Genomic DNA, 23,741 nt, shown 5'->3' with positions numbered 1-23,741 from the left:
GTAAAAGGCGGAAGTATAACCCGAATCGCCGCGCTCACTAGGTCCTGCACGAAATAGGAAACATCACCGCCAGGGCCGCTTCTTTTCCCCATTTGCCTGGAGCCTTATGCAGCGCTGTTACTGGTGCACCTCAGACCCCCTCTATCAGGCCTACCATGATCACGAGTGGGGCGTGCCGTTGCGTGACCCGCAGCGCCTGTTCGAGCTGCTCGTGCTCGAAGGTTTCCAGGCCGGATTGTCATGGATCACCATTCTCAAGAAGCGCGCACGCTACCGTGAAGTGCTGTTCGGCTTCGATGCTCGGCGGCTGGCAGCCATGACCGACGCTGAAATCGACATACGCATGCAGGACCCGGGCATCATCCGCAACCGAATGAAACTCAACGCAGCCAGGCAAAATGCCCAGGCCTGGTTACGCCTGGAAGACCCAGTAGCCTTACTTTGGTCTTTCGTAGGTGGAGCGCCACTGATCAACCACTTCGCCAGCCGCGCCGAGGTTCCGACCCAGACGCCCCAGGCTCAGGCCATGAGCAAGGCCTTGAAGAAGGCCGGCTTCAGTTTCGTGGGCCCGACCATCTGCTATGCCTACATGCAATCGAGCGGCATGGTGATGGACCACACCACCGATTGCGGGTGTTATCCACAGCTGAGCCAGGCGCGCTCAGGCGAGACGGCGCCGGGCTGAGGTAGAATGCTCGGCTCCATAGCAAGGGAAACGAATTGTGGAAAAGTTAAAGGGCGCCTTGATGGTGGGCTTGCTCAAGGCGTTCGCCTTGTTGCCCTGGCGCGGCGTGCAAGGGGTAGGCGCGGCGATCGGCTGGCTGATGTGGAAGCTTCCCAACCGCTCGCGTGACGTAGTGCGTATCAACCTGGCCAAGTGTTTTCCGGAATTGTCAGCCACCGAGTGTGAACGGCTGACCGGTGCGAGCCTGAAGAACATTGGCCGTTCGTTCACTGAGAGCGCCTGCGCCTGGATCTGGCCGCCCGAGCGGTCTCTGGCGCTGATCCATGAGGTCGAGGGGCTGGAAGTGCTGGAGCAGGCCCTGGCCACCGGAAAGGGGGTAGTAGGGATCACCAGCCACCTGGGTAACTGGGAAGTGCTCAACCATTTCTATTGCAGCCAGTGCAAGCCGATCATCTTTTACCGCCCGCCCAAGCAGAAAGCGGTGGATGAGCTTTTGCGCAAGCAGCGGGTACAGCTTGGCAACCGCGTGGCGCCTTCGACCAAGGAAGGCATCCTCAGTGTGATCAAGGAAGTGCGCAAGGGCGGTCAGGTAGGCATCCCGGCGGATCCGGAGCCCGCCGAGTCAGCCGGCGTGTTCGTGCCCTTCCTGGGTACCCAGGCCCTGACCAGCAAGTTCGTGCCCAACATGCTCGCCGGCGGCAAGGCGGTGGGGGTGTTCCTGCATGCCGTGCGCCTGCCGGATGGCTCGGGTTTCCGGGTCATGCTCAAGGCTGCGCCCGAGGACATGTACAGCACGGATGTGGAAGTCGCCGCCGCAGCCATGAGCCGGGTGGTGCAGGACTACGTCCGGGCTTATCCGGACCAGTACATGTGGAGCATGAAACGCTTCAAGAAGCGACCTCCAGGCGAGGCGCGCTGGTATTGAACTTCAAGAGAGCCCTACGCTGAGTAGGCTCTCAGCTTCACGTTGTACGTCTATCATTTCTCACCGACATTATGTATGAGAGGTAATCTCCCACAGTGATAATGGATGTGGCGCCTGCTACATAGAACCATAGATTTGGGAAATTGCGTTCCCAAGCTGTGAAAATTATAGCTATAGCCAATCCCGCTAGAGGTAATCTAATAGCTATCCGAATGGAATATATAGATTTTCTATTCCTGTTTTTTATAGCCAACACTATGATCAGTTCAGTCAAGGCATAAAAGAACAGGCTGACCGAGCCAAAGAAAGCAAATTCTATCAATAAGAAATTCACATTATCCATACCGTAGGTAATACGATAGGGATCGAATGCTAAGCTCGAATCGACGCGTACTGCCTCAAGTAAAGAAAGCCAGCTAACTATTACCAGAGTCGGTGTAGATACCCACCTGATGAAAGTAGTCATGCTGGCTTCCTCGCTTTAATTGTTATTTAGATTGTGTGAGATTGGAATAGACCCTGGCATGTGGATTTCATAGGGCACGGCTTGTATGTTTTCGCCAACCAATCTTCCGGCAGTGGTTACAGCTTCGGTGAAGACCGTCCTATGCGTACTAGCATTGAAATCATACACATCATGGTAGGCACGTACTTCACCGGTGAAGGTTACAAGACCTGACTCATGGCGTACGACCTGCCCTGTGGTACGCAATGTAATGTTACCAAGAATAAGCATGGCGATCTTCGAGTCAGCGCCTGTGTCATAGCCGAAACTCACATCAACATTAGTTATGCCTGGCCCCGCCAAATTGATAGCTTGCTTGAGCATCGGCAGCTTTTCCACGGTGGGTTGAATACCAGTCTTTTCCAAACGCCAAGTCATTGGCGTTCCATTTCCCAATAAGTAGTGAGCATAGGCCTTCAATACTGAAATAACACTTCCTGACAACTCGGTTTCGGACGTCAGCTGCGGTGTCGCATGTAAGTCCAAAGTATTCGCTCGTGCCCGGCCCGCTTTCCATGTTTCAGCGAGTGACATCTGAGGATTAAAGCATTGAAGGTAATCGGCATGATGTGCTGTTACCAAATCATGTTTCAAGGGCTCGACCAGCGAATAGGGAGGTCTGGCGAACTTCACGGTTTCCAACAACTTGGAAAACATTTGAAGACAGAGACCTTGGGTGTAGGCCTGGTCTCGTTGCGCTCGAGCTTGCATCTGCACGACAGCAGGATGTCCCATGGCTGGCCTAACATCGGGATTGGGCGAAGGCCCTATCCCGATGGGGGATGCTGTTACGGGAATTGGCGGTAAATAAACCTGCGACATGTTCCTTCTCCTTCTTATCCACGCCCAACGGGCGTTATCAAGGATGTTATGGAGCGCGGCACCATATCGGACTTATTTAAATCTTGAGTTTCCTCAAAAATACGCTCATTTCCTTCTGCGCTTGTTTATCTCCCTTGACGTCGGCCGCTTCCATGCCATGTTCCCATGCCTGCCTAGCGTCAGGAAAATTGCCCGTGATTTTATATGCCTTGCCCAACAGCTTCCATGCGGCCGAATAGGTCGGGTCCTGAACCACGCACTGGCGCAGGTGTTCGATGGCACGCTCGGTATCGCCGGCATCCAGATAACCCTTGCCAAGGCCGAAGCGCAGCAGTGGGTTATCCACACCCTTGGCGAGCATTTTTTCCAGTGACTCGATCATGGCTTCTCCTAGAAGAACGTCAGGCCTACGTGGAACAGTTTCTCCACATCCCGGATGTACTTCTTATCCACAACGAAAAGGATCACATGGTCTCCGCTTTCAATCATCGTGTCTGCGCGAGCGATGATGACTTCCTGGTCGCGGATGATGGCCCCGATGGACGTGCCGGGCGGCATGCTGATCGCCGACAAGGCGCGGCCTACCACCTTGCTTGAGCGCGCGTCGCCATGGGCAATGGCTTCGATAGCTTCGGCTGCTCCGCGACGCAGGGAGTGCACGCTCACGATGTCGCCACGTCTGACATGAGTCAGCAAACTGCCAATGGTCGCCAGCTGCGGATTGATGGCGATGTCGATCTCCCCGCCTTGCACCAGGTCGACGTAGGCGGCGTTGTTGATCAGGGTCATTACCTTGCGCGCCCCCAGGCGCTTGGCCAGCAGCGACGACATGATATTGGCCTCGTCGTCGTTGGTCAGGGCAACGAAGATATCCGCGTCGGCGATACTTTCTTCCACCATCAGGTCCCGGTCCGACGCGCTGCCCTGAAGTACGACCGTGCTGTCCAGGGTATCGGACAAGTAGCGACAGCGGGCCGGGTTCATTTCGATGATCTTGACCTGATAGCGGCTTTCGATCGCTTCGGCCAGCCGTTCGCCAATATGGCCGCCACCCGCGATCACTACCCGCTTGTTGCCTTCATCCAGCCGACGCAGTTCGCCCATCACTGCCCGAATGTCTGCGCGGGCGGCAATGAAGAAGACTTCGTCATCGGCTTCGATCACCGTGTCGCCGCGGGGCATGATGGGACGGTCCTTGCGGAAGATGGCCGCTACCCGGGTTTCCACATTGGGCATGTGATGACGGATCTGGCGAAGCTGCTGCCCTACCAGCGGGCCGCCATAGTAGGCACGTACCGCCACCAGCTGGGCCTTGCCCGCGGCGAAGTCGATTACCTGGAGCGCGCCGGGGTGTTCGATCAGACGCTTGATGTGATGAGTGACCACTTGCTCGGGGCTGATCAGCACATCCACCGGGATCGCCTCGTTGGCGAACAGGCCTGCCTGGGCCAGGTAAGCCGCTTCGCGGACCCGGGCGATGCGCCGCGGGGTATGGAACAGGGTGTAGGCCACCTGGCAGGCGACCATGTTGGTTTCATCACTGTTGGTCACAGCCACCAGCATGTCGGCGTCGTCCGCGCCAGCCTGGCGCAGTACGCTGGGGAAGGACGCCTTGCCCTGTACGGTGCGGATGTCGAGGCGGTCGCCGAGGCTGCGCAGCCGTTCGCCGTCCGTGTCGACGACGGTGATGTCATTGGCCTCGCCCGCCAGGTGCTCGGCCAGGGTACCACCCACTTGGCCAGCCCCGAGAATGATGATTTTCACGGTCAGTTCGCTCAGCGGCCGCCCGTGGCGGCAATTTTCATGAGTTTGGCGTAATAGAAGCCATCGTGCCCGGCGGTTTGCGGGAACAACTGTCGCCCATGAGCCTGGCGCTCGCCCGCCTCCAGGGCCAAGTCCAGTTCCCGAGCCCCGGGGGTACGTTGCAGGAAGGCCGCGATAGTGTCGGCGTTTTCCGGAGGCAGCACCGAACAGGTGGCGTAGAGCAGTACTCCCCCGACCTCCAGGGTACGCCAGAGCGCATCCAGCAACTCACCCTGTAGCGCGGCGAGGGCAGGAATATCATCGGCCTGGCGGGTCAGCTTGATATCTGGATGGCGACGGATAACTCCCGTGGCAGAGCAAGGCGCGTCGAGCAGGATACGCTGGAAGGGTTTGCCGTCCCACCAGGCGGCAAGGTCGCGCCCATCGGCGGCCTTGAGCTCGGCGGCCAGGCCCAGGCGGGCAAGATTTTCTTCGACCCGCGCCAGCCGCTTGGCCTCTAGGTCGATGCCAAGCACATGGCCCAGCCCGGGCATACGCTCGAGCAAGTGACAGGTTTTACCACCCGGGGCACAGCAGGCATCGAGCACGCGTTGCCCTGGCTTGAGATCCAGCAGGCCCGCCGCCAGTTGCGCGGCTTCGTCCTGGACACTTACCCAGCCATCGGCGAAGCCCGGCAAACGGGTGACGTCGGTAGCGCTGGCCAGGGTGATGCCGTCCTCGCTGAAATGGCAGGCGCTGGCGGCTACCCCACTAGCTTCGAGTTGCTTCAGGTAAGCGGCCCGGCCCACGTGCCGGGCATTGATCCTGAGGGTCATGGGCGGATGGTCATTGTTCGCCGCGCAGATCGCTTCCCATTTATCAGGCCAGGCAGCCTTCAGGGTTTTCTGCAACCAGCGTGGATGGGCCGTGCGCGCTACCGGGTCGCGTTCCAGGCTTGTCAGCAGCGCCTCCCCTTCCCGTTGGGCGCGGCGTAATACGGCATTGAGCAAACCCTTGGCCCAGGTTTTCTTCAAGGCCGTGGCGCCGTCCACCGTCTCCGCGATGGCCGCATGGGCGGGAATGCGGGTGTAGAGCAACTGATAAAGACCGGTGAGCAGTAGCGCATAAAGGTCCGCGTCCGCTGCCTTGAACGGCTTTTGCAACAGTTGCTCGGCCAGCAGCGCCAAGCGGGGTTCCCAACGGGCGGTACCGAAGGCAAGCTCCTGGGCCAGGCCACGATCCCGTGGGTCTACCCGCTCCAGTTGAGGAGGAAGGGCGCCGTTGAGCGAGGCCTTGCCATTGAGCACGGCGGCCAGCGCCCGGGCCGCGGCGAGGCGCGGGGTCATTGGCCCAGTACCGAGCCAACCGTGAAGAACTCACGACGGCTGTTGTACAAGTCAGTGAAGGCCAGCGGCTTGCCGCCGGGCAACTGAAGGCGAGTCAGGCAGAGCGCGCCTTCGCCGCAGGCCACGGTCAGCCCGTCCCTGCCGACGGCTATGACCTGGCCAGGGCCGCCGGCCCCGTTTACCTCATGGGCGGCCAGTACTTTCAACGATTCGCCGCGCAACAGGCTGTGGCTGACCGGCCAGGGGAAGAACGCCCGTACCTGGCGGGCCAGCTCATGGGCGGGACGTGTCCAGTCCAGGCGAGCCTCATCCTTGTGAAGCTTGTGGGCGTAGGTCGCCAATGCATCATCCTGGCGCTCGCCAGCGAGTGTGCCCGCCGCCAGCTGCGCGATGGCCTCGACGACGGCAGGTGGCCCCAGGCGGGCCAGACGGTCGTGAAGGCTGCCACCGGTATCGTCAGGGCTGATGGGCGTAGTGACCTTGAGCAGCATGGGGCCAGTATCAAGCCCTGCCTCCATTTGCATTACCGTTACCCCGCTTTCGGGATCACCGGCTTCTATCGCGCGCTGGATAGGTGCCGCGCCCCGCCAGCGGGGCAGCAGGGAGGCATGGCTGTTGATGCAACCCAGGCGTGGAATGTCCAGTACTACCTGGGGCAGGATCAAGCCATAGGCCACCACCACCATAAGGTCGGGCGCCAGCGTGGCCAGCTCAGCCTGGGCTTCGGGGTTGCGCAAGGTCACCGGCTGGTACACCGGGATGCCATGGGCCACAGCCAGCGCCTTGACCGGGCTGGGCATCAATTTCTGGCCACGACCGGCGGGACGGTCAGGTTGGGTATAGACAGCGACCACCTCATGCTCGCCGCCGAGCAGGGCCTTCAGGTGTTCAGCCGCGAATTCCGGAGTACCGGCAAAGACTAGGCGCATGATGCTCCCTTTGAAATGGAAAGGGCTTGCCGAAGCAAGCCCTTGGGCTGGGTCCATACGAACCCGCGGCCGATCACGCCTGTTGGCGGTGCTGCTTCTCGAGCTTTTTCTTGATCCGGTCGCGCTTGAGCGAAGACAGGTAGTCGACGAACAGCTTGCCGTTGAGGTGATCGCACTCATGCTGGATGCATACCGCCAGCAGGCCCTCGGCGATCAGCTCGAAGGGCTTGCCATCGCGGTCCAGCGCCTTGACCTTGACCTTCTGCGGCCGGTCGACGTTTTCGTAGAAGCCGGGAACGGACAGGCAACCTTCCTGGTATTGGTCCATCTCGTCGGTCAGCGACTCGAACTCGGGATTGATGAATACCCGAGGTTCACTACGGTCTTCGCTCAGGTCCATGACCACGACCCGCTTGTGCACGTTCACCTGGGTGGCTGCCAGCCCGATGCCGGGCGCTTCGTACATGGTTTCAAACATGTCGTCGATCAGCGTGCGCAGCTCGTCGTCCACCACCGTGACCGGCTTGGCGATGGTACGCAGGCGCGGGTCCGGAAATTCGAGGATGTTTAAAATAGCCATATGCTTTAGTGCTGCACTGTAAGGTAAAGTCAGTGGAAGGGCGCCGAGCGCTTGTCGAGCAGCCGCTGCTCATGGAAAGCCCCACGGCCGGCAAGGCTCGGACGATGCCGCGGCGGGGTTTGACGAATGCGTACATGATAAAGGGATTCACGGCATGAGGAAATCATTACTCGCCCTGGTACTGCTGGTCGGCTCGGCCCTGGCCAACGGCCAAAGCCTGTTGCGCGACGATCATCCCGAGCGCTATACCGTGGTGCAAGGCGACACCCTGTGGGACATCGCCGGCAGATTCCTCAACGAGCCCTGGCAGTGGCCGCGCATCTGGCGTGGCAATCCGCAGGTCACCAACCCGAACCTCATCTACCCAGGGGACTCGCTCGTGCTGAGCATGGTCAATGGCCGACCCCAGGTGTCGCTCGAGCGGGGTGCTTCCCGAGGTACCCTCAAGCTCTCGCCTCATATCCGGGCTACGCCAGTGGCCGAAGCCATTCCCAGTATCCCGCTGGGCGCGATCAGTGCCTTCCTGATCAGCAACCGAATCGTCGATGATGCCGCCGCTTTCGAGACCGCCCCTTACATCGTAGCGGGTAATCAGGAGCGGGTACTTAGCGGCATGGGGGATCGGATCTACGCGCGAGGCCAGTTCGAACCTGCCCATACGGGGTATGGGATATTCCGCCAGGGCAAGGTGTATACCGACCCCGAAACCCAGGAAGTACTGGGCATCAACGCCGACAATATCGGTAGCGGCGAAGTAATCGCGGTGGAAGGCGATATCGCTACCCTCGGCCTGCAGCGTTCCACCGCCGAGGTTCGCCTGGGCGACCGCCTGTTCACCAGCGAAGAACACCCGATCAACTCACTGTTCCTGCCAAGCCCACCGAACGGTCCGGTGGAGGGCCATATCATCGACGTTCCCCGTGGAGTCACTCAGATCGGCAAGTACGATGTGGTCACCCTAAACAAAGGCCAACGCGACGGTCTGGAAGAAGGCAATGTGCTTGCCATCTACAAGACAGGTGAAACTGTGCGAGACCGGATCACCGGAGAACAGGTGAAAGTGCCGGATGAACGCGCCGGGCTGTTGATGGTGTTTCGCACGTATCAGAAACTGAGCTATGGTCTGGTGCTGAGTGCCACCCGTTCCCTGGCGGTACAGGATAAGGTTCGCAACCCTTAAGCACGCCAGAGGTTGCCTGGCCAGAAGTTACCAACACAGTTATCCACAGGATATGCATCCGGTGGAGGCTTAGATCAAGGATGATCGCATGCCATTGTTCTCTTCCAGGCTCACGCCGCCGGCAGAGCTTGAAGCGCGACTGCGCCTTCACCAGTTGCCCAAGGTGGGCGCTATCCATTTCCGTGCATTGATAGATGCTTTCGGTTCGGCCAGCGCGGCCCTGAGCGCGCCAGCGTCTGCCTGGCGCTCCCTGGGCTTGCCCCAGGCTACCGCCGAGGCGCGCCGCAGCCCTGAGGTGCGTGACGGCGCGCTTGCTGGGCTACGTTGGCTCGAAACGCCAGGCCATCACCTGGTGGCGTTCGATAGCCCGGCATACCCTGCCCTATTGCAGGAAATCCCCAACCCGCCACCCTTGCTCTTCGTGGCGGGGAACCCGGCATTGCTTGAAAGCCCCCAGCTGGCCGTCATTGGCAGCAGGCGCGCGTCACGACCCGGCCTGGATACCGCCCGGGCCTTTTCCACTACCCTGGCGCAGGCCGGGTTCGTGGTGACCTCGGGCCTGGCATTGGGCATCGATGGCGCCGCGCACCAAGCCGCGCTGGATATCGGCGGCGGTACCATCGCTGTGCTCGGTAGCGGGCTGGAACATATTTATCCACAGCGGCATCTCGGCTTGGCCAGGCGCATCGCGGAGCAAGGTGGCGCACTGGTATCCGAGTTTGCGCTGGGCACGCCGCCCGCGCGTGAGCACTTTCCCCGGCGCAACCGTATCATCAGCGGGCTTTCGCTGGGCGTGCTGGTGGTCGAGGCCAATTTGGCCAGTGGCTCGTTGATTACCGCACGGCTGGCAGCGGAACAAGGCCGTGAAGTATTCGCCATTCCTGGTTCGATTCACCATCCTGGCGTCAAGGGCTGTCACCGGCTGATCCGCGAGGGCGCCCAGCTGGTGGAGTCGGTTCATGACATTCTGGAAGGCCTGCGTGGTTGGCACGGCCCGCTGCCAGCCCTCCCCAGCCAGCCGCCAGTCAACGGTCGAAGTGACGCCCTGCTTCGTCAGCTCCAGGCTGCCCCGCAAAATGCCGAGCAACTGGCCGCGAGCCTGGAGTGGCCACTGCCCAAGGTGCTGGCTGCGCTGACCGAGCACGAACTGGCGGGCAATGTCGTTTGTGAAGCCGGGCGTTGGTTTGCCCGCTGCGCCTAGTTACACTTCCCGCATCGATCGCTGGAGGATGGCAAATGGAAAGCAGTTGGCGTGTGCAACAAGCCGCCCGGGAAATACGTGCCGGCGCGGTGATTGCCTACCCAACCGAGGCAGTATGGGGCCTGGGGTGCGACCCGTGGAACGAGGACGCGGTCTATCGTCTGTTGGCGATCAAGGGCCGCTCGGTGGCCAAGGGTGTGATTCTGATCGCGGACAACATTCGCCAGTTCGATTTTCTCTTCGAAGACTTCCCCCAGGCCTGGATGGACCAGATGGCCAGTACCTGGCCAGGGCCCAACACCTGGCTGGTACCGCATCGGGATCTTCTTCCTGCCTGGATCACGGGCAAGCATGACAGCGTGGCGGTGCGCGTAAGCGACCATCCGCTGGTACGCGAACTTTGCGCGCTGGTAGGGCCGTTGGTGTCCACTTCCGCCAATCCGCAAGGGCGGCCCCCAGCGCGTAGTCGTCTGCGCGTGGAGCAATACTTCCGCGGCGAGGTGGACGTGGTGCTCGGTGGGGCACTTGGCGGGCGCAAGAACCCCAGCGTGATCCGCGATCTGCGCACGGGCGAAGTCGTGCGCCCCTGACCCAACGGCGGGTGCCGCCCCGGAGGTGGCACCCCCAGGGCTCAAGGAAGCAATACGGTGGAGCCGGTGGTCTTGCGACCGGAAAGATCCCGGTGGGCCTGGGCCGCCTCGTCAAGACGATAGCGTTGGTGGACTTCCACCTTGACCTTGCCGCTGGTCACCATCTCGAAGAGTTCGTCGGCCATGCCTTGGAGGGCGCCTGGTACCGCATAGGTACCCAATGTTGGCCGAGTGACGTATAGCGAGCCTTTACTGGCAAGCACCCCCAGGTTCACTCCGGTTACCGCGCCTGACGCGTTGCCGAAGCTGACGAGGAGCCCGCGCGGGGCGACGCAGTCCAGCGAAGTTTCCCAGGTGTCCTTGCCTACCCCATCGTAAACAACCGGGCATTTCTGGCCATTGGTCAATTCAAGCACACGCTCGGCTACGTCCTCGCGGCTGTAGTCGATCACTTCCCAGGCCCCCGCGGCTTTCGCTTTCTCCGCTTTTTCCGCGGAACCTACGGTAGCGATGACCTTGGCGCCAAGGGCAGAAGCCCATTGGCAGGCCAGCAGCCCCACGCCACCGGCGCCAGCGTGGAACAGGATGGTTTCCCCGCTTTGCAGCCGGTAGGTCTGGCGCAACAGGTACTGGACAGTCAGGCCCTTGAGCATCATCGCGGCGGCCTGCTCGAAGCTGATGGCTTCAGGCAACTTGACCACGACACTGGCTGGCAATACATGCACGTCGCTATAAGCGCCCAATGGCCCACCGGCATAGGCTACCCGATCACCGACCGACAGGCTGGTGACCTGGCTGCCAACAGCCTCGATGACGCCCGCGGCCTCGGTGCCCAGCCCGGAAGGGAAGCCCGGTGCTGGATACAGCCCGCTGCGATAATAGGTATCGATGTAGTTCAAGCCGATGGCATGGTTACGTACTCTAATTTCGAGAGGGCCGGGCTCGCTGGGCTTGAACTCCACCAGTTCGAGCACTTCAGGACCGCCGTTGCTGGAAAACTGAATCCGCCTTGCCATCGGGTATTTCCTCGCTCTGTCAGGTTGATTGGCCTATCGGACGCCTTTCCATAGACCGGCGTCAACTGTCCAGGCGATAAGCAATGCTATGCTACGCGCCGATTTGGCCGGGCCGTCGACTCGGCCCTTGGCGTGTTTCGTCCATGAGGTAACCGATGAACAGTCGCACCGAGGCCGTGAAGGCCTATCTGCTCGAGCTGCAAGATCGCATCTGCAAGGCGTTGGAAGACGAAGATGGCGATGCTCGTTTCCTTGAGGAAGCCTGGACGCGGCCGGCAGGGGGCGGTGGCCGTACCCGGGTCATCGACAATGGCGCGGTGCTGGAAAAAGGTGGAGTGAATTTCTCCCATGTTCATGGCACTAGCCTGCCGCCTTCGGCCAGTGCCCACCGTCCCGAGCTGGCGGGCCGCAGCTTCGAGGCACTTGGCGTTTCCCTGGTGATGCACCCGCACAACCCGCATGTGCCCACCTCTCACGCCAACGTACGCTTCTTCATTGCCGAGCAGGAGGGGCAGGAGCCAGTATGGTGGTTCGGTGGAGGCTTCGACCTGACGCCTTACTATGCTCATGAAGAAGACTGTGTCCATTGGCACCAGGTGGCCGAGCGCGCCTGCGCGCCTTTCGGCCAAGATGTGTATCCGCGTTACAAAGCCTGGTGCGACCGCTATTTCCATCTCAAGCATCGCAACGAGCCTCGCGGTATCGGCGGATTGTTCTTCGACGACCTCAACAGCTGGGACTTCGACACCAGCTTCGCCTTCATGCGTGCGGTAGGCGACGCTTACCTGGAGGCCTGGCTGCCTATCGTCAGGCGTCGTCGCGACATGCCCTGGACCGAAGCACAGAAGGCATTCCAGGAATACCGTCGGGGTCGCTACGTGGAATTCAACCTGGTCTATGACCGTGGCACGCTGTTTGGGCTGCAGTCAGGTGGGCGTACCGAGTCCATCCTGATGTCGCTGCCGCCTCGGGTCCGTTGGGGCTATGACTGGAAGCCGGAGCCGGGCAGCGAAGAAGCGCGCCTGACCGACTATTTCCTGCAAGATCGTGACTGGCTGGGTACAGACCGGGTCACCGACCTACAACCCTGAGGGCTGTCATGGACAAGTACGTAGTGTTCGGCAATCCCATCGGCCACAGCAAGTCGCCGGTCATCCACAGGTGGTTCGCCGAACAGACCGGGCAACGCATGGAGTACAGCCCGTTGCTCGCTCCGCTGGACGGTTTCGCCGATGCGGCCCGCGCCTTCTTCGTCGAGGGCCTGGGCGCGAACGTCACCGTGCCTTTCAAGGAGCAAGCCTGGCAACTGTGCGACGTTCTGACGCCTCGCGCCGAGCGAGCCGGGGCGGTCAACATGCTTAGCCGACTGGACGATGGGCGTCTGCGTGGAGACAACACTGACGGCGAGGGGCTGGTCAGAGACCTGCTGAACAATGGCGTGGGCCTGGAAGGCGCGCGCATCCTGTTGCTCGGCGCGGGCGGAGCGGCCCGCGGCGTGATCGAGCCTCTGCTGGAACAGCGCCCCGCACAACTGACCGTCGCCAACCGCACCCTGGAAAAGGCTCAAGTCCTGGCGCAAGCATTCGCTGAACTCGGGCCGGTCAATGCGCTTTCCCTCGAGCGCTTGGAAGGCCCGATGGATCTGATCATCAATGCCACCGCCGCAAGCCTGGCCGGAGAGGTTCCGCCGCTGCCTGCATCAGTGATCGCGGCCGGCCGTACAGTGTGCTACGACATGATGTACAGCGCCGGCCAGACACCTTTCAACGCTTGGGCTCAAGCCCAGGGTGCGTCCAGGACCATCGATGGGCTGGGCATGCTGGTGGAGCAGGCCGCGGTGGCCTTCCGATACTGGCGAGGCGTCGAGGTCGCGACCGCCCCGGTCCTCGCCGCGCTACGCGGTTCATAAAAGGCCGAAACGTCCGAATCGGCCTGACAGCTGGCGATTCTAACCGGCATCAATGGCCTATCCGCCAGCTTTCGCCGGCGCTATAGCCCCTTCGCAACGACGGGCAGGGCTTCCTTGCCGTCGGCGGTCTTGACACCTTTCAGCCATGCCTCGAGCACCTCGGGGTGGGCTTTGAGCCAGGCCCTGGCCGCTTCGCCATTGCTGATCTTCTTGTCGACCACCTCGGCCATGACCGCGTTCTCCATGTCCAGGGTGAATCGCATCTGGCCGAGGAAGCGGGCAACTTCCGGGCAGGCTTGAGCGTAGCCGTTGCGCGTCACCGTATAGACCGACCCGCTGTCGCCGAAATACGCCTCACCCCCGGTGAGGTAATGCATCTTGAGCTTTACGTTCATAGGATGGGGCGTCCATCCCAGGAAAGTGATGAAGCGCTGTTTCTTCACCGCCCTGTCTACTTCCGCGAGCATGGCTTGTTCGCTGGACTCCACCAGCTTCCATTGTCCCAGGTCGAAGTCGTTCTTCTTGATCATGTCCTGGATGGACTGGTTGGCCGGCGCGCCCGAGCCGATGCCGTAGACCTTGCGATCGAATTTTTCGGCGAAGCGATTCAGGTCCTTGAAGTCGTGTACGCCAGCGGCATAGACATAGTCCGGTACCGCGAGGGTGAACTCGGTGCCTTCGAGGTTCTTCGCCAGGCGGGTCACTTTGCCCGTGGCGATGAACTGGTCATCGAACCCTTTCTGTGCCGGCATCCAATTGCCCAGGAATACGTCTACCTGGCCGTCCCGCAAACCGCCATAGATGATCGGCACCGCCAATGAGTCGACTTTGGCGGAATAGCCTATGGCTTCGAGTACCAGGCCGGCCAGGGCATTGGTGGCAGCGATGTCGCTCCAGCCTGGGTCCGCCATCCGTACCGGGCTGCAGGCGTCGGCGGCTTGGACCGAGAAACTCGCCCCGGTCAGGCTGGCGAGCAGGATCATCGTGGTCAAGGACTTCATGGTCTTCCCCCTTCGTTTTCGTTTGAGTGGCAGGGTTGCGGAAAACGCGCCTTGCGCTCCAGATCGTCCAGGTCGATGTGGTTGCGCATGTATTGCTGACTGGCATCTACCAGAGGCTGGTGATCCCAGCTCTTCAGCGTACCCAAGGCCAAGGCCTGGGCGACGAACCGGCGGCGACGCTGGCTCGCCAGAACCTGGCGGTGAATCTGTGGAATGTCCCACCTGGCCCGTGATTCATTGAGAAAGGCGTTGTATACCTCGGCATAGTCGGGCGAGCCCGCCAGGTTCTCTCGTTCGGCCGGGTCGTTGACCAGGTGATAGAGCAGGCAGGGATCGGCTTCACTGTAGATGAATTTGTAATCGCCCCGCCGAATCATCATCAGCGGGCTGGTGGTGCCTTCGGCCATGTATTCGCCATACACCTCGTCGTGGCCCTGCTCGCCGCGCAGATGGGGCATGAGTGAGCGCCCGTCCAAAGGAAGGCCTGGCTCGACCTGCCCTCCGGCCAGTTCCACCAAGGTCGGCAACAGGTCGACCGTGGAGATGCTGGCGTCAACCCGGGCTGCGGGGAATTGCCCGGGCGCCCAGATGAACAATGGCACCCGGGCGGCCATCTCGAACCAATGCATCTTGTACCAGAGGCCGCGCTCGCCCAGCATGTCGCCATGGTCGCCGCTGAACACAATCACGGTGTCATCAAGCAAACCTGCCGCTTCCAGCACGGCCACCAGCTCGCCTACCTGATCGTCGATGTAACTACAGGCGCCGAAGTAAGCGCGCCGTGCGTCGCGGACCTTATGTTCGGGCAAGGGCTTGCCCCAGAGGTCGTAGACCCTGAGCAGCCGTTGCGAATGGGGGTCTTGCGACTCCTGGGGAACAAGGTTTCGGGGCAGCGGAATCTCCGTATCGGCGTACCGATTCCAGTAAGCCTGGGGAATCGCATAGGGGTCGTGCGGGTGAGTCATGGACACCGTGAGGCAGAAGGGCCGACCGTCTGCCTTGCGAACATGGTCATAAAGGTACTGCCGCGCCCGGAAGACCACTTCTTCGTCGAAGTCCAGCTGGTTGGTACGCACACAAGGGCCAGCTTGCAGCACCGACGACATGTTGTGGTACCAGCTTGGCCGGGTGTCCGGTTCATCCCAGTTCACTGCCCAGCCATAGTCGGCTGGGTAGATGTCACTGGTGAGCCGTTCTTCATAGCCATGAAGTTGGTCCGGACCACAAAAATGCATCTTTCCACTCAATGCAGTGTGGTAGCCCAGGCGGCGCAAGTAATGAGCATAGGTAGGCGTGTCCGCGGGGAACTCCGCTGCGTTGTCATAGGCGCCGATACGACTGGGTAATTGGCCGCTGACCAGTGTGAAGCGTGAGGGCGCGCATAGCGGGCTGTTGCAGTAAGCGGAGTCGAATATCACTGCTTCCTCTGCCAATCGCGCCAGGTTAGGCAGCTTGAGCACCGATGGCCCATGGAAAGGCATCAGCGGAGCAGCCATCTGGTCGGCCATGATGAACAGGATGTTCTTGCGCTTCGTCGAAGACCGGCGTTCCATAGGGGCTCCTTATGCCAACTCGTCTTGGTTCAGGATGTGCCTCCTATCATGGGCTCGTAAATCCCGCCTGGCCTAATGCCTAGGATAAGTAAGCCTTATGCTTGACCGCCTCGGAGCCTTGTCGCTGGATACGCTGCGCACTTTCGAGTCCGCCGCTCGCCAACGGAGTTTTACCGCCGCCGCCATGGAGCTGGGTACTACGCAACCTGCTATCAGCCAGCAAATCAGGCGCTTGGAAGAGCAATTGCAGCTGCGCCTGTTCAACCGGGTATACCGCGGCATCATCCTGACCGAAGCCGGTGAACGTTTGTTCCAGCATGTCAGCGATGGCCTGGCCAGCCTGGAGCATGGTTTGCTCGAGGCGACCAGCCGTGGACAGCGGGAGGTCCTGCAGGTAGCGACTGACTTCGCCTTCGCGGCGTACTGGTTGATGCCACGTCTGCAGCGCTTCCACCAGGCGCATCCGCACGTCGATGTGAGTATCGTCACTGGCGAGCGAACGCACGGCATGCTGCGCAGCGATACGGACATCGCTATCCAGTTCGGTGACGGTCGCTTCCCAGGCCATGGACAAAGCCACTGGCTGTTCAACGAAGAAGTGTTTCCGGTGTGCAGCCCCAGCTTGCTCAAGGAATGCTCACGGCCCTTGCCTTTGCCCACCCTGCCCCGTCTACCCTTGTTGCACCTGCGCGGCCACCAGGCCAATCGCTGGTTCGATTGGGAGCGATTGTTCCGGGCCGTTGGCCTTGCGGTGACGCCCATGGCGGGCCAGTTGCGCTTCGATAACTACACCTTGCTCATCCAGGCCGCCATTGGTGGCCAAGGGGTAGCCATCGGTTGGCGCCACCTGGTAGACGATCTTATCGCACAGGGCTTGCTCTGCCGGCCTGTCGACGAAAGCGTGCGCTCGGAACTGGGTTATTCCTTATGGCTACCCCTACGCAAGCGACGCGGGCGCATGATCGATCACTTCGTCGATTGGTTGTTGGCGGAGCGTCTGGCATGAGCCCCGAAGCCGAGGCCGGCGTCTGGACAATCGAAGCGCGGGCTTTTCGCCTCGCCCGTTGGTGCAGTCATAATTTCTGGGTCTTGCGGGGGCCGACCGGTACCTGGCACGGGGAATTGCATGGCCTGGCCACTGACCGACGCAGTGGACGCCCGGTGCCTATCGGGTATGCTCGCCGGCATGGGCTGCAAGCCTGGCATTTCCGGCCTGGCCAGGCCTGGACCCTGTGCCGGCCCGCCCAGCGCAGGATCACGGTGGTGCAAGGTAATGCCAGCGACATCCTTGAGCGCTGGAACCGGGCCGTGGCGATGGTGGCCCAGATCAACCGGCTGGATCTGGACTACCCCCGCTGCGGCCTGGGATGGCGAGGGAAATGGGCCAACAGCAACTCCGTCTTCAGCTACCTGGGGCGGGCGATGGGGCTTACACCGCCCCGCTTTGTCGGCTTGTGGCAACCGGGGCTGGGCCGCCCGATCTTCCTCGACTGAAGCGGCTCAATTCAGTACGCCATTGAGAATCTCGTAGACGATGCCCGTACCGACGGCGATCAGCACCACGTCTGTGCCCAGTCGGCGCCATTCGTAGCCATCGTAGTGCGGTAGGTGAGCCAGCGCGGCGCGATCGAGACGGTGGCCATAACCCGGCGGCAGAGGTCGGCCCTTGGCAATCTGGATACCGGGCGGCAAAGGGGTGCCGCGGCCAAAGTCGGTGCGGTGCTCACGGATGCTATCGCGCACCGGGCCAAAGTCTTGCGGCGGGCGCCCACCCTTGGCCTGCTTTCCAGCCTGGCCCGGTTGGCCGTTCTGACCATGGGCATTGCCGTGGCCGTTGCCCTGGCCATGCTGCTGCGGGCCCCCGTGCTGGTCGTCCGGGCCGGGAGCGGCCTCGGCCAGGGGCAAGCCCAAGACGATGAAAGTGCTCAGGGCGGCGGCGATGAGCGAACGGGGAGCATGCATGGGGAGATCCTCTACGACAAAAAAGGGAGCGAACATCGCTCCCTTGTTCTTGCCGGTTAGTCCGTCAAAACCGTAGGCAATTCCTCTGTATCAGGAACTTTACCTTGGGGTTCGAGCACCGCGTACGCCCTCGGCCAGTGCCCTGCACAGGCTGAGTACGTCATCGACTGCCTGGGCTTGGCTAGGTGCCTGGGCGATCTTGTCCACCAGTGCCGAACCCACGACCACGCCGTCCGCCAACCGGGCGATGGCAGCAGCCTGCTCGGGCGTGCGAATACCGAAGCCCACGCTTATTGGCAGCGAAGTATGCCTGCGCAGGCGTGCAATGGCGGCGCTGACCTGGTCGCTGGTAGCTGAGCCGGCCCCAGTTACCCCGGCTACGGATACGTAGTAGACGAACCCGGAGCTACGCTCGAGTACGCGTGGCAAGCGGCTGTCATCCGTGGTCGGGGTAGTCAGGCGGATGAAGTCGATTCCGGCCGACTGGGCTGGAGTTGCCAGTTCAGCGTCGTGCTCCGGCGGCAGGTCGACGATGATCAAGCCATCCACGCCGGCTTCCCGCGCCTGGGCCACGAAAGCCTCGACGCCGAAGCGGTGGATCGGATTGTAGTAACCCATCAGCACCAGCGGCGTGGTGGTGTCCGTTTCCCGGAATGCGCGGACCATGTCCAGGGTTTTGAGCAGGGTCTGGCCAGCCGCCAGGGCGCGCAGGGTTGCCAGTTGGATAGCGACGCCGTCCGCCATGGGATCGGTGAACGGCATGCCCAGCTCGATCACATCGGCACCGGCGGCGGGCAGGCCCTTGAGAATCTGCAAGGAAGCGTCGTAGCCCGGGTCGCCGGCGGTTACGAAAGTCACCAGGGCGGCGCGACCTTCGGTCTTGACCTGGGCGAAGCGTTGTTCGAGACGGCTCATGCCTGGGCCTCCTGGGCGGCCATGTGGTTCATTACGGTTTGCATGTCTTTGTCGCCCCGACCGGAGAGGCATACCACCATCAAGTGGTCCCTGGGCAAGGTGGGTGCGCGGCGAATGGCTTCGGCCAGGGCGTGAGCGGTCTCCAGGGCCGGAATGATGCCTTCGGTTCGGCAGGTGAGATGGAAGGCTGCCAGGGCTTCGTCATCGGTGATGCTGACGTACTGCACCCGCTTGATCTCATGCAACCAGGCATGCTCCGGCCCGATGCCAGGGTAATCCAGCCCTGCCGAGATGGAGTGCGCGTCGGTGATCTGGCCATCGGTGTCTTGAAGCAGATAGGTGCGGTTGCCGTGGAGCACGCCCGGTACGCCGCCATTGAGGCTGGCGGCGTGCTTGTCGGTATCCACGCCATGGCCCCCGGCCTCGACACCGATGATTTCGACACTGGCATCGTCCAGAAAGGGGTGGAACAGCCCCATGGCGTTGGAGCCGCCACCCACGCAGGCGACCAGGCTGTCTGGCAGGCGGCCTTCCTTCTCCTGCAACTGCTCGCGGGTCTCCTTGCCGATGATGGACTGGAAGTCCCGTACCATGGCGGGGTACGGATGCGGGCCGGCGACTGTTCCGATGAGGTAGAAGGTGTCTTCCACATTGGTGACCCAGTCGCGCAGGGCCTCGTTCATCGCGTCCTTCAAGGTACCGGTGCCGGCGGTTACCGGAACGATCTGGGCCCCCAGCAGGCGCATGCGGAATACGTTGGCCTGTTGCCGCTCGATATCGGTGGCACCCATGTAGATCACGCAAGGCAAGCCGAAGCGCGCCGCCACGGTGGCAGTGGCCACGCCATGCATGCCCGCGCCGGTTTCGGCGATCAGGCGCTTCTTGCCCATGCGCTTGGCCAACAGTACCTGGCCGATACAGTTGTTCACCTTGTGGGCACCGGTGTGGTTGAGCTCTTCGCGCTTGAAGTAGATCTTGGCGCCGCCGCAGTGCTCAGTCAGCCGCTCGGCGTAATACAGCGGGTTGGGCCGGCCGATGTAGTCGCGCTGGAAATACGCCAGCTGTTCGAGAAACGCCGGGTCCTGCTTGGCGGCCTCGTATTCACGAGCCAGGTCCAGCACGAGGGGCATCAGGGTTTCGGCGACGTAGCGGCCGCCGAAGGCGCCGAACAAGCCGTTGGCGTCGGGGCCGTTGCGCAGGGTTTGAGCGGTCATGGGAGCTTTTCCGAAGCGAGGACAGATGGCTAGACTGTAGCCGCGACAGGCGCCGCTGAAAACCGATAAGATTGCAGCAACCTGTAAGGAAAACTCACAGATCATGATCCGCCACCTGCCCTCGCTCAATGGCCTGCGCGCGTTTGAAGCCACTGCCCGCCTGGGTAGCCTGACCCAGGCGGCGCGGCACCTGAATGTGACCCATGGCGCCATCAGCCGCCAGTTGAAACTGCTGGAAGCTGAGCTAGGGGTAGCCTTGTTCAGCAAGGAAGGACGTGGCCTGAGGTTGACCGACGCCGGGCTACGCTTGCGCGACGCATGCAGCCAGGCATTCGACAGTCTGCGTACCGCCTGCGTCGAACTGGCCGCCGATCAGGCCGACGCGCCCTTTGTGCTGGGGTGTTCGGGAAGTCTGTTGGCCCGCTGGTTCATTCCGCGCCTGGGGCGCTTGAACGCGGACCTGCCCGACCTGCGTTTGCATTTATCGGCCGGGGAAGGCGATCTCGACCCTCAAAGCCCGGTCCTGGATGCCTTGCTGGTGTATGCCCAGCCGCCCTGGCCAGCCGAGGTACAGGTACATGAGCTGTTGGCGGAGCGCGTAGGGCCAGTGGTCAGCCCCCACTACCGAGGTTGCGCCGCCCTGCTCGGCGCGCCGCCCGCGGCGGTCTTCGAGGAAACCTTGCTGCAGACCGACTCGCGGCCACAGGCCTGGCCGGCCTGGGCGCGGGCCCATGACCTGGATATTGCAGGGTTGAAGTTCAGCCAGCGCTTCGAGCACTTGTACTATCTGCTCGAAGCCGCGGTGGCCGGCTTGGGTGTGGCGATCGCACCCCACGCCCTGGTAGCGGATGACCTTCAGGCGGGGCGGTTGGTCGCCCCTTGGGGGTTCAGCCAGACGCAAGCCAGCCTGATGCTGTGGGTGCCACGCAGGCGCGCCGGCTCACGGGCCGAGCGCTTGGCCCAGTGGCTACGCCAGGAGTTGGCGCGGCAAGCGGATCAGTGGGAGCGCTTGCAGAGCAGGTAGGCGGCGAGCAGGCCGACGGCGCCGATAGCGATGCCCGCGGTGGTCAGCGGATGCTCCTGAGCGTATTCCTTGGTGGCCAGGCCGGTCTCACGGGTTTTCACCTTGACGTCTTCATAGACGTCGGCCAGCAGGCTGCGCGAGTGCTTGAGCGCGGTTTCGGCGTTCGCCTTCAGTGCTTTCAAGGTCTTGCGCGATTCCTCCGAAGCATCGCCCTTCAGGCTTTCCAAAGAGCGCAGCAGGCTTTCGATTTCAGCTTCCATGCTTTGCAGCGAGGCTTTACGCAGCGAGGTATTGGCCATGGTTCACTCCTGGCGGATGGTTGCGGTGTTTAGGTCCGACTGCGCCGCTTCGTAAAAGTGCGGCGGCTCTGAACTTTTGACCCCGCTCCGCGCACAGATGTAAACGGAGCCATCAGCCCATTGCCGATGGTACTGCCACTGACCGAGGAGCTGCATATGAGCGACCATCACACGTACAAGAAAGTGGACCTGGTAGGGTCTTCCACCGTCAGCATCGATGATGCGATCAAGAACGCCATCGCCGAAGCCGCCAAGACCATTCAGAACCTGGAGTGGTTCGAAGTGACCGAAACCCGCGGTCACATAGAAAACGGCCAGGTCGGGCACTTCCAGGTCACATTGAAGGTAGGCTTCCGTATCACCAATAGCTGAGTGGCACCTGGAAGCCACCCGCGTCGAGCACAGGGCCGCCCTGGCGCCTGGCTGGTTTGAATCGACTCAAAGGAACCTGAACGATGAAACGATTGATGTTGGCAACGCTCCTCATGGGGCTGGCAGGCAGCGCTCTGGCCGCGGGCAAGCCCTGCGATGAACTCAAAAGCGAAATCGACGCGAAGATCAAGGCCAAGGGCGCGGCCAGCTACACCCTGGAGGTCGTGGACAAGGGCGGTGCGGCCGACGGCAAGGTGGTCGGGACGTGCGAAGGTGGTACCAAGGAAATCGTTTACAAGCGGTAGTCGCTTCAACGCCCTGGGGCCAGGCGAGCCGCCTGGCTGGCAGGGCGTCCTGGCAAGCGCCCTAGCCTTTCATCAATTGCGCCAGCAGCTCGTATGAGCGCAGCCGATCGGCGTGCTCGTAGAGATCGCAGGTGAAGATGAGCTCATCGGCCTGGGTTTGCTGTAACAGTACCTCCAGCTTGGCGCGGATCTTCACCGGGCTGCCAATCATCGCCATGCCCAGGAAACTGCCCACGGCGTCTTTCTCATGAGGCAACCACAGGCCATGCATGCTCTCCACTGGAGGTTGCAGCATCAGGCTCTGGCCGCGAATAAGGTTGAGAATGCGCTGGTACACCGAAGTGGCCAGGTAGTCGGCACGCTCGTCGCTGTCCGCCGCCACCAGGGGAATGCCCAGCATGACGTAAGGTTTGTCGAGATAGGCAGAGGGCGTGAAGTGGTCGCGATAGATGCGAATGGCTTCATGCATCAGGCGCGGGGCGAAATGCGAGGCGAAGGCATAAGGCAGGCCCCGCATGCCCGCGAGCTGAGCGCTGAACAGGCTCGACCCCAACAGCCATACCGGTACTCGAGTGCCGGTGCCAGGTACGGCGATCACCCGTTGGTCAGGGGTGCGTTCGCCCAGGTACCCCAGCAACTCTTCGACATCCTGTGGGAAATCATCGGCACTGCCGCTTCGCTCGCGGCGCAGGGCTCGTGCTGTCATCTGATCGGAGCCGGGCGCGCGTCCAAGGCCTAGATCGATGCGCCCTGGGTACAGGCTTTCCAGCGTACCGAATTGCTCGGCGATGACCAGCGGCGCATGGTTTGGCAACATGACACCACCAGAGCCTACCCGGATGGTCGAGGTGCCCCCGGCCAGGTAGCCCAGCAGCACGGAGGTGGCCGAACTGGCGATCCCATCCATGTTGTGATGTTCGGCTACCCAGAATCGGTTATAGCCAAAGCGCTCCAGGTGCTGGGCCAGGTCCAGGGAATTGCGCAGGGCCTGGGCGGGCCCGGTTTCCTGGCGAACCGGCACCAGGTCCAGCGCAGAATATTTGATGTCACTCAAGGCTTTCATAACTGCTCCAGAAACAGACACCCCCGCGCCGTTTTCCTGTGGGGGACACATTGAACTCTTTGTAACGCTTTCGCAAATCTGTGCTGAACTTGCGCTGGCGGCCTGGCCTCTCACAACGAGACGTTACCCACTACTTGAGGAAGCGAGCGATGATCAAGACAGCATCAGCGGTATGGAAAGGCAGCCTGAAGGACGGCCAGGGTGAAATCTCTACTGAAACCGGCGTGCTTAAAAGCGCTCCCTATGGTTTCAAGGCCCGCTTCGAAAACGGCCCTGGCACTAACCCTGAAGAGCTGATCGGTGCGGCCCATGCCGGCTGCTTCTCCATGGCCCTGTCAATGATTCTTGGCGAGGCGAACCTGACAGCCGAGCGCATCGACACCACCGCTCAAGTCACCCTGGATAAGCAAGATGACGGCTTCGCCATTACCAAGGTTCATTTGATTCTCAAGGCGAGCGTTCCCGGCGCCAGCGATGAGCAGTTCCAGGCGCTGGCGGCCAAGGCCAAGGCCGGCTGCCCGGTATCCAAGGTACTCAAGGGCGCCGAGATCACCCTCGACGCCACGCTGGTCTAAGCGAATGCATGCCTTAACAGGCACGGG

The 23,741-nt window shown here is 61.6% G+C and carries 28 protein-coding genes; 13 read left to right on the top strand and 15 right to left on the bottom strand.

Annotated features, from left to right (window positions below; all coding sequences use genetic code 11):
- Positions 1 to 106 precede the first annotated feature (106 nt).
- Together ACP691_RS13025 and ACP691_RS13020 are read left to right on the top strand one after the other, a co-directional pair.
- On the top strand, positions 107 to 685 hold the full coding sequence (locus ACP691_RS13025) for a DNA-3-methyladenine glycosylase I (RefSeq protein WP_426150952.1): 579 nt from the start codon (positions 107 to 109) through the stop codon (positions 683 to 685).
- Between the two features lie 37 nt (positions 686 to 722).
- Positions 723 to 1,610 carry a lysophospholipid acyltransferase gene (locus ACP691_RS13020; RefSeq protein ID WP_426150954.1) on the top strand — a complete coding sequence of 296 codons (888 nt, stop codon included), beginning with the start codon at positions 723 to 725 and terminating at the stop codon, positions 1,608 to 1,610.
- A 37-nt stretch (positions 1,611 to 1,647) separates the two neighbouring features.
- Here ACP691_RS13020 and ACP691_RS13015 read toward each other — a convergent pair whose 3' ends face one another.
- The 7 genes from ACP691_RS13015 to def form a co-directional block, all read right to left on the bottom strand.
- Complete coding sequence (locus tag ACP691_RS13015) at positions 1,648 to 2,076, bottom strand: hypothetical protein (RefSeq protein WP_426150956.1); 429 nt, start codon at positions 2,074 to 2,076, stop codon at positions 1,648 to 1,650.
- 15 nt (positions 2,077 to 2,091) lie between these two features.
- Positions 2,092 to 2,937 carry a lipid II-degrading bacteriocin gene (locus ACP691_RS13010; protein ID WP_426150958.1) on the bottom strand — a complete coding sequence of 282 codons (846 nt, stop codon included), beginning with the start codon at positions 2,935 to 2,937 and terminating at the stop codon, positions 2,092 to 2,094.
- A gap of 76 nt (positions 2,938 to 3,013) precedes the next feature.
- The gene (locus ACP691_RS13005; RefSeq protein ID WP_426150960.1) at positions 3,014 to 3,319 is read right to left on the bottom strand and encodes a tetratricopeptide repeat protein; all 306 of its coding nucleotides are present in this window, start codon (positions 3,317 to 3,319) and stop codon (positions 3,014 to 3,016) included.
- Between the two features lie 8 nt (positions 3,320 to 3,327).
- Positions 3,328 to 4,701: a Trk system potassium transporter TrkA gene (trkA, locus tag ACP691_RS13000; protein WP_426150962.1), complete on the bottom strand. Its 1,374-nt coding sequence runs from the start codon at positions 4,699 to 4,701 to the stop codon at positions 3,328 to 3,330.
- Positions 4,702 to 4,712: 11 nt separating this feature from the next.
- Positions 4,713 to 6,026, bottom strand: a complete 1,314-nt coding sequence (gene rsmB / locus ACP691_RS12995) for a 16S rRNA (cytosine(967)-C(5))-methyltransferase RsmB (protein WP_426150964.1) — start codon at positions 6,024 to 6,026, stop codon at positions 4,713 to 4,715.
- A complete protein-coding gene (gene fmt / locus ACP691_RS12990) occupies positions 6,023 to 6,955 on the bottom strand; it encodes a methionyl-tRNA formyltransferase (RefSeq protein WP_426150966.1) in 933 nt (310 codons plus the stop codon). The genes rsmB and fmt overlap by 4 nt, the downstream gene beginning before the upstream one ends.
- 73 nt (positions 6,956 to 7,028) lie before the next feature.
- The gene (gene def / locus ACP691_RS12985) at positions 7,029 to 7,535 is read right to left on the bottom strand and encodes a peptide deformylase (protein ID WP_040260434.1); all 507 of its coding nucleotides are present in this window, start codon (positions 7,533 to 7,535) and stop codon (positions 7,029 to 7,031) included.
- Positions 7,536 to 7,689: 154 nt separating this feature from the next.
- On the opposite strand from def, the gene ACP691_RS12980 reads away from it, so the two are divergent.
- The 3 genes from ACP691_RS12980 to ACP691_RS12970 all read left to right on the top strand — a co-directional run bounded on the left by ACP691_RS12980 (position 7,690) and on the right by ACP691_RS12970 (position 10,506).
- Positions 7,690 to 8,715 (top strand): LysM peptidoglycan-binding domain-containing protein, encoded by a 1,026-nt coding sequence (locus ACP691_RS12980; protein WP_426150968.1) that lies wholly within the window; start codon positions 7,690 to 7,692, stop codon positions 8,713 to 8,715.
- Positions 8,716 to 8,803: 88 nt separating this feature from the next.
- The gene (gene dprA / locus ACP691_RS12975) at positions 8,804 to 9,916 is read left to right on the top strand and encodes a DNA-processing protein DprA (protein WP_426150970.1); all 1,113 of its coding nucleotides are present in this window, start codon (positions 8,804 to 8,806) and stop codon (positions 9,914 to 9,916) included.
- Positions 9,917 to 9,951: 35 nt separating this feature from the next.
- On the top strand, positions 9,952 to 10,506 hold the full coding sequence (locus tag ACP691_RS12970) for an L-threonylcarbamoyladenylate synthase (RefSeq protein WP_040260437.1): 555 nt from the start codon (positions 9,952 to 9,954) through the stop codon (positions 10,504 to 10,506).
- Between the two features lie 41 nt (positions 10,507 to 10,547).
- On the opposite strand, the gene ACP691_RS12965 is transcribed toward ACP691_RS12970, so the two are convergent.
- Positions 10,548 to 11,522, bottom strand: a complete 975-nt coding sequence (locus ACP691_RS12965) for an NADPH:quinone reductase (RefSeq protein WP_426150972.1) — start codon at positions 11,520 to 11,522, stop codon at positions 10,548 to 10,550.
- Between the two features lie 155 nt (positions 11,523 to 11,677).
- On the opposite strand from ACP691_RS12965, the gene hemF reads away from it, so the two are divergent.
- On the top strand, positions 11,678 to 12,613 hold the full coding sequence (gene hemF, locus ACP691_RS12960) for an oxygen-dependent coproporphyrinogen oxidase (protein WP_426150974.1): 936 nt from the start codon (positions 11,678 to 11,680) through the stop codon (positions 12,611 to 12,613).
- Positions 12,614 to 12,621: 8 nt separating this feature from the next.
- Positions 12,622 to 13,431, top strand: coding sequence for a shikimate dehydrogenase (gene aroE, locus ACP691_RS12955; RefSeq protein WP_426150976.1), 810 nt, complete (start codon positions 12,622 to 12,624; stop codon positions 13,429 to 13,431).
- An 80-nt stretch (positions 13,432 to 13,511) separates the two neighbouring features.
- Here aroE and choX read toward each other — a convergent pair whose 3' ends face one another.
- Both choX and betC read right to left on the bottom strand, forming a co-directional pair.
- Entirely contained in the window at positions 13,512 to 14,432 is a 921-nt protein-coding gene (choX, locus tag ACP691_RS12950; RefSeq protein WP_426150978.1) for a choline ABC transporter substrate-binding protein, read from the bottom strand.
- Positions 14,429 to 15,985 carry a choline-sulfatase gene (gene betC / locus ACP691_RS12945; RefSeq protein ID WP_426150980.1) on the bottom strand — a complete coding sequence of 519 codons (1,557 nt, stop codon included), beginning with the start codon at positions 15,983 to 15,985 and terminating at the stop codon, positions 14,429 to 14,431. Before betC ends, choX begins: the two co-directional genes overlap by 4 nt.
- A 97-nt stretch (positions 15,986 to 16,082) precedes the next feature.
- Here betC and ACP691_RS12940 point away from each other — a divergent pair, with 97 nt between their 5' ends.
- Entirely contained in the window at positions 16,083 to 16,991 is a 909-nt protein-coding gene (locus ACP691_RS12940) for a choline sulfate utilization transcriptional regulator (protein ID WP_426150982.1), read from the top strand.
- Positions 16,988 to 17,479: a hypothetical protein gene (locus tag ACP691_RS12935; RefSeq protein ID WP_426150983.1), complete on the top strand. Its 492-nt coding sequence runs from the start codon at positions 16,988 to 16,990 to the stop codon at positions 17,477 to 17,479. Before ACP691_RS12940 ends, ACP691_RS12935 begins: the two co-directional genes overlap by 4 nt.
- Positions 17,480 to 17,485: 6 nt before the next feature.
- On the opposite strand, the gene ACP691_RS12930 is transcribed toward ACP691_RS12935, so the two are convergent.
- From ACP691_RS12930 to trpB, 3 genes are all read right to left on the bottom strand, one after another.
- The gene (locus ACP691_RS12930; protein WP_426150985.1) at positions 17,486 to 17,947 is read right to left on the bottom strand and encodes an anti-virulence regulator CigR family protein; all 462 of its coding nucleotides are present in this window, start codon (positions 17,945 to 17,947) and stop codon (positions 17,486 to 17,488) included.
- A 99-nt stretch (positions 17,948 to 18,046) separates the two neighbouring features.
- Positions 18,047 to 18,862 (bottom strand): tryptophan synthase subunit alpha, encoded by an 816-nt coding sequence (gene trpA, locus ACP691_RS12925; RefSeq protein ID WP_426150987.1) that lies wholly within the window; start codon positions 18,860 to 18,862, stop codon positions 18,047 to 18,049.
- On the bottom strand, positions 18,859 to 20,076 hold the full coding sequence (gene trpB / locus ACP691_RS12920; RefSeq protein ID WP_426150989.1) for a tryptophan synthase subunit beta: 1,218 nt from the start codon (positions 20,074 to 20,076) through the stop codon (positions 18,859 to 18,861). Before trpB ends, trpA begins: the two co-directional genes overlap by 4 nt.
- Before the next feature lie 55 nt (positions 20,077 to 20,131).
- Here trpB and ACP691_RS12915 point away from each other — a divergent pair, with 55 nt between their 5' ends.
- Positions 20,132 to 21,100: a LysR family transcriptional regulator gene (locus ACP691_RS12915; protein ID WP_426151129.1), complete on the top strand. Its 969-nt coding sequence runs from the start codon at positions 20,132 to 20,134 to the stop codon at positions 21,098 to 21,100.
- Here ACP691_RS12915 and ACP691_RS12910 read toward each other — a convergent pair.
- Positions 21,073 to 21,399, bottom strand: coding sequence for a DUF883 family protein (locus ACP691_RS12910; protein WP_426150991.1), 327 nt, complete (start codon positions 21,397 to 21,399; stop codon positions 21,073 to 21,075). The genes ACP691_RS12915 and ACP691_RS12910 overlap by 28 nt on opposite strands.
- A gap of 156 nt (positions 21,400 to 21,555) precedes the next feature.
- On the opposite strand from ACP691_RS12910, the gene ACP691_RS12905 reads away from it, so the two are divergent.
- Together ACP691_RS12905 and ACP691_RS12900 are read left to right on the top strand one after the other, a co-directional pair.
- Positions 21,556 to 21,771 (top strand): dodecin, encoded by a 216-nt coding sequence (locus tag ACP691_RS12905; protein WP_040260574.1) that lies wholly within the window; start codon positions 21,556 to 21,558, stop codon positions 21,769 to 21,771.
- Between the two features lie 83 nt (positions 21,772 to 21,854).
- The gene (locus ACP691_RS12900; RefSeq protein ID WP_426150993.1) at positions 21,855 to 22,076 is read left to right on the top strand and encodes a DUF1161 domain-containing protein; all 222 of its coding nucleotides are present in this window, start codon (positions 21,855 to 21,857) and stop codon (positions 22,074 to 22,076) included.
- A gap of 61 nt (positions 22,077 to 22,137) precedes the next feature.
- Here the strand turns inward: ACP691_RS12900 and ACP691_RS12895 are convergent, their stop codons facing one another.
- Positions 22,138 to 23,139 carry an LLM class flavin-dependent oxidoreductase gene (locus ACP691_RS12895; protein ID WP_426150995.1) on the bottom strand — a complete coding sequence of 334 codons (1,002 nt, stop codon included), beginning with the start codon at positions 23,137 to 23,139 and terminating at the stop codon, positions 22,138 to 22,140.
- 149 nt (positions 23,140 to 23,288) lie between these two features.
- On the opposite strand from ACP691_RS12895, the gene ACP691_RS12890 reads away from it, so the two are divergent.
- A complete protein-coding gene (locus tag ACP691_RS12890; protein ID WP_040260457.1) occupies positions 23,289 to 23,714 on the top strand; it encodes an OsmC family protein in 426 nt (141 codons plus the stop codon).
- Positions 23,715 to 23,741: the final 27 nt, after the last annotated feature.

The sequence above is a fragment of the Pseudomonas sp. DC3200b2 genome (genome assembly GCF_049895785.1).
Classification (GTDB): Bacteria; Pseudomonadota; Gammaproteobacteria; order Pseudomonadales; family Pseudomonadaceae; genus Aquipseudomonas; species Aquipseudomonas massiliensis.
Note: the sequence above shows the minus strand (reverse complement) of the source record. Positions and strands in the feature narration are given on the sequence as shown.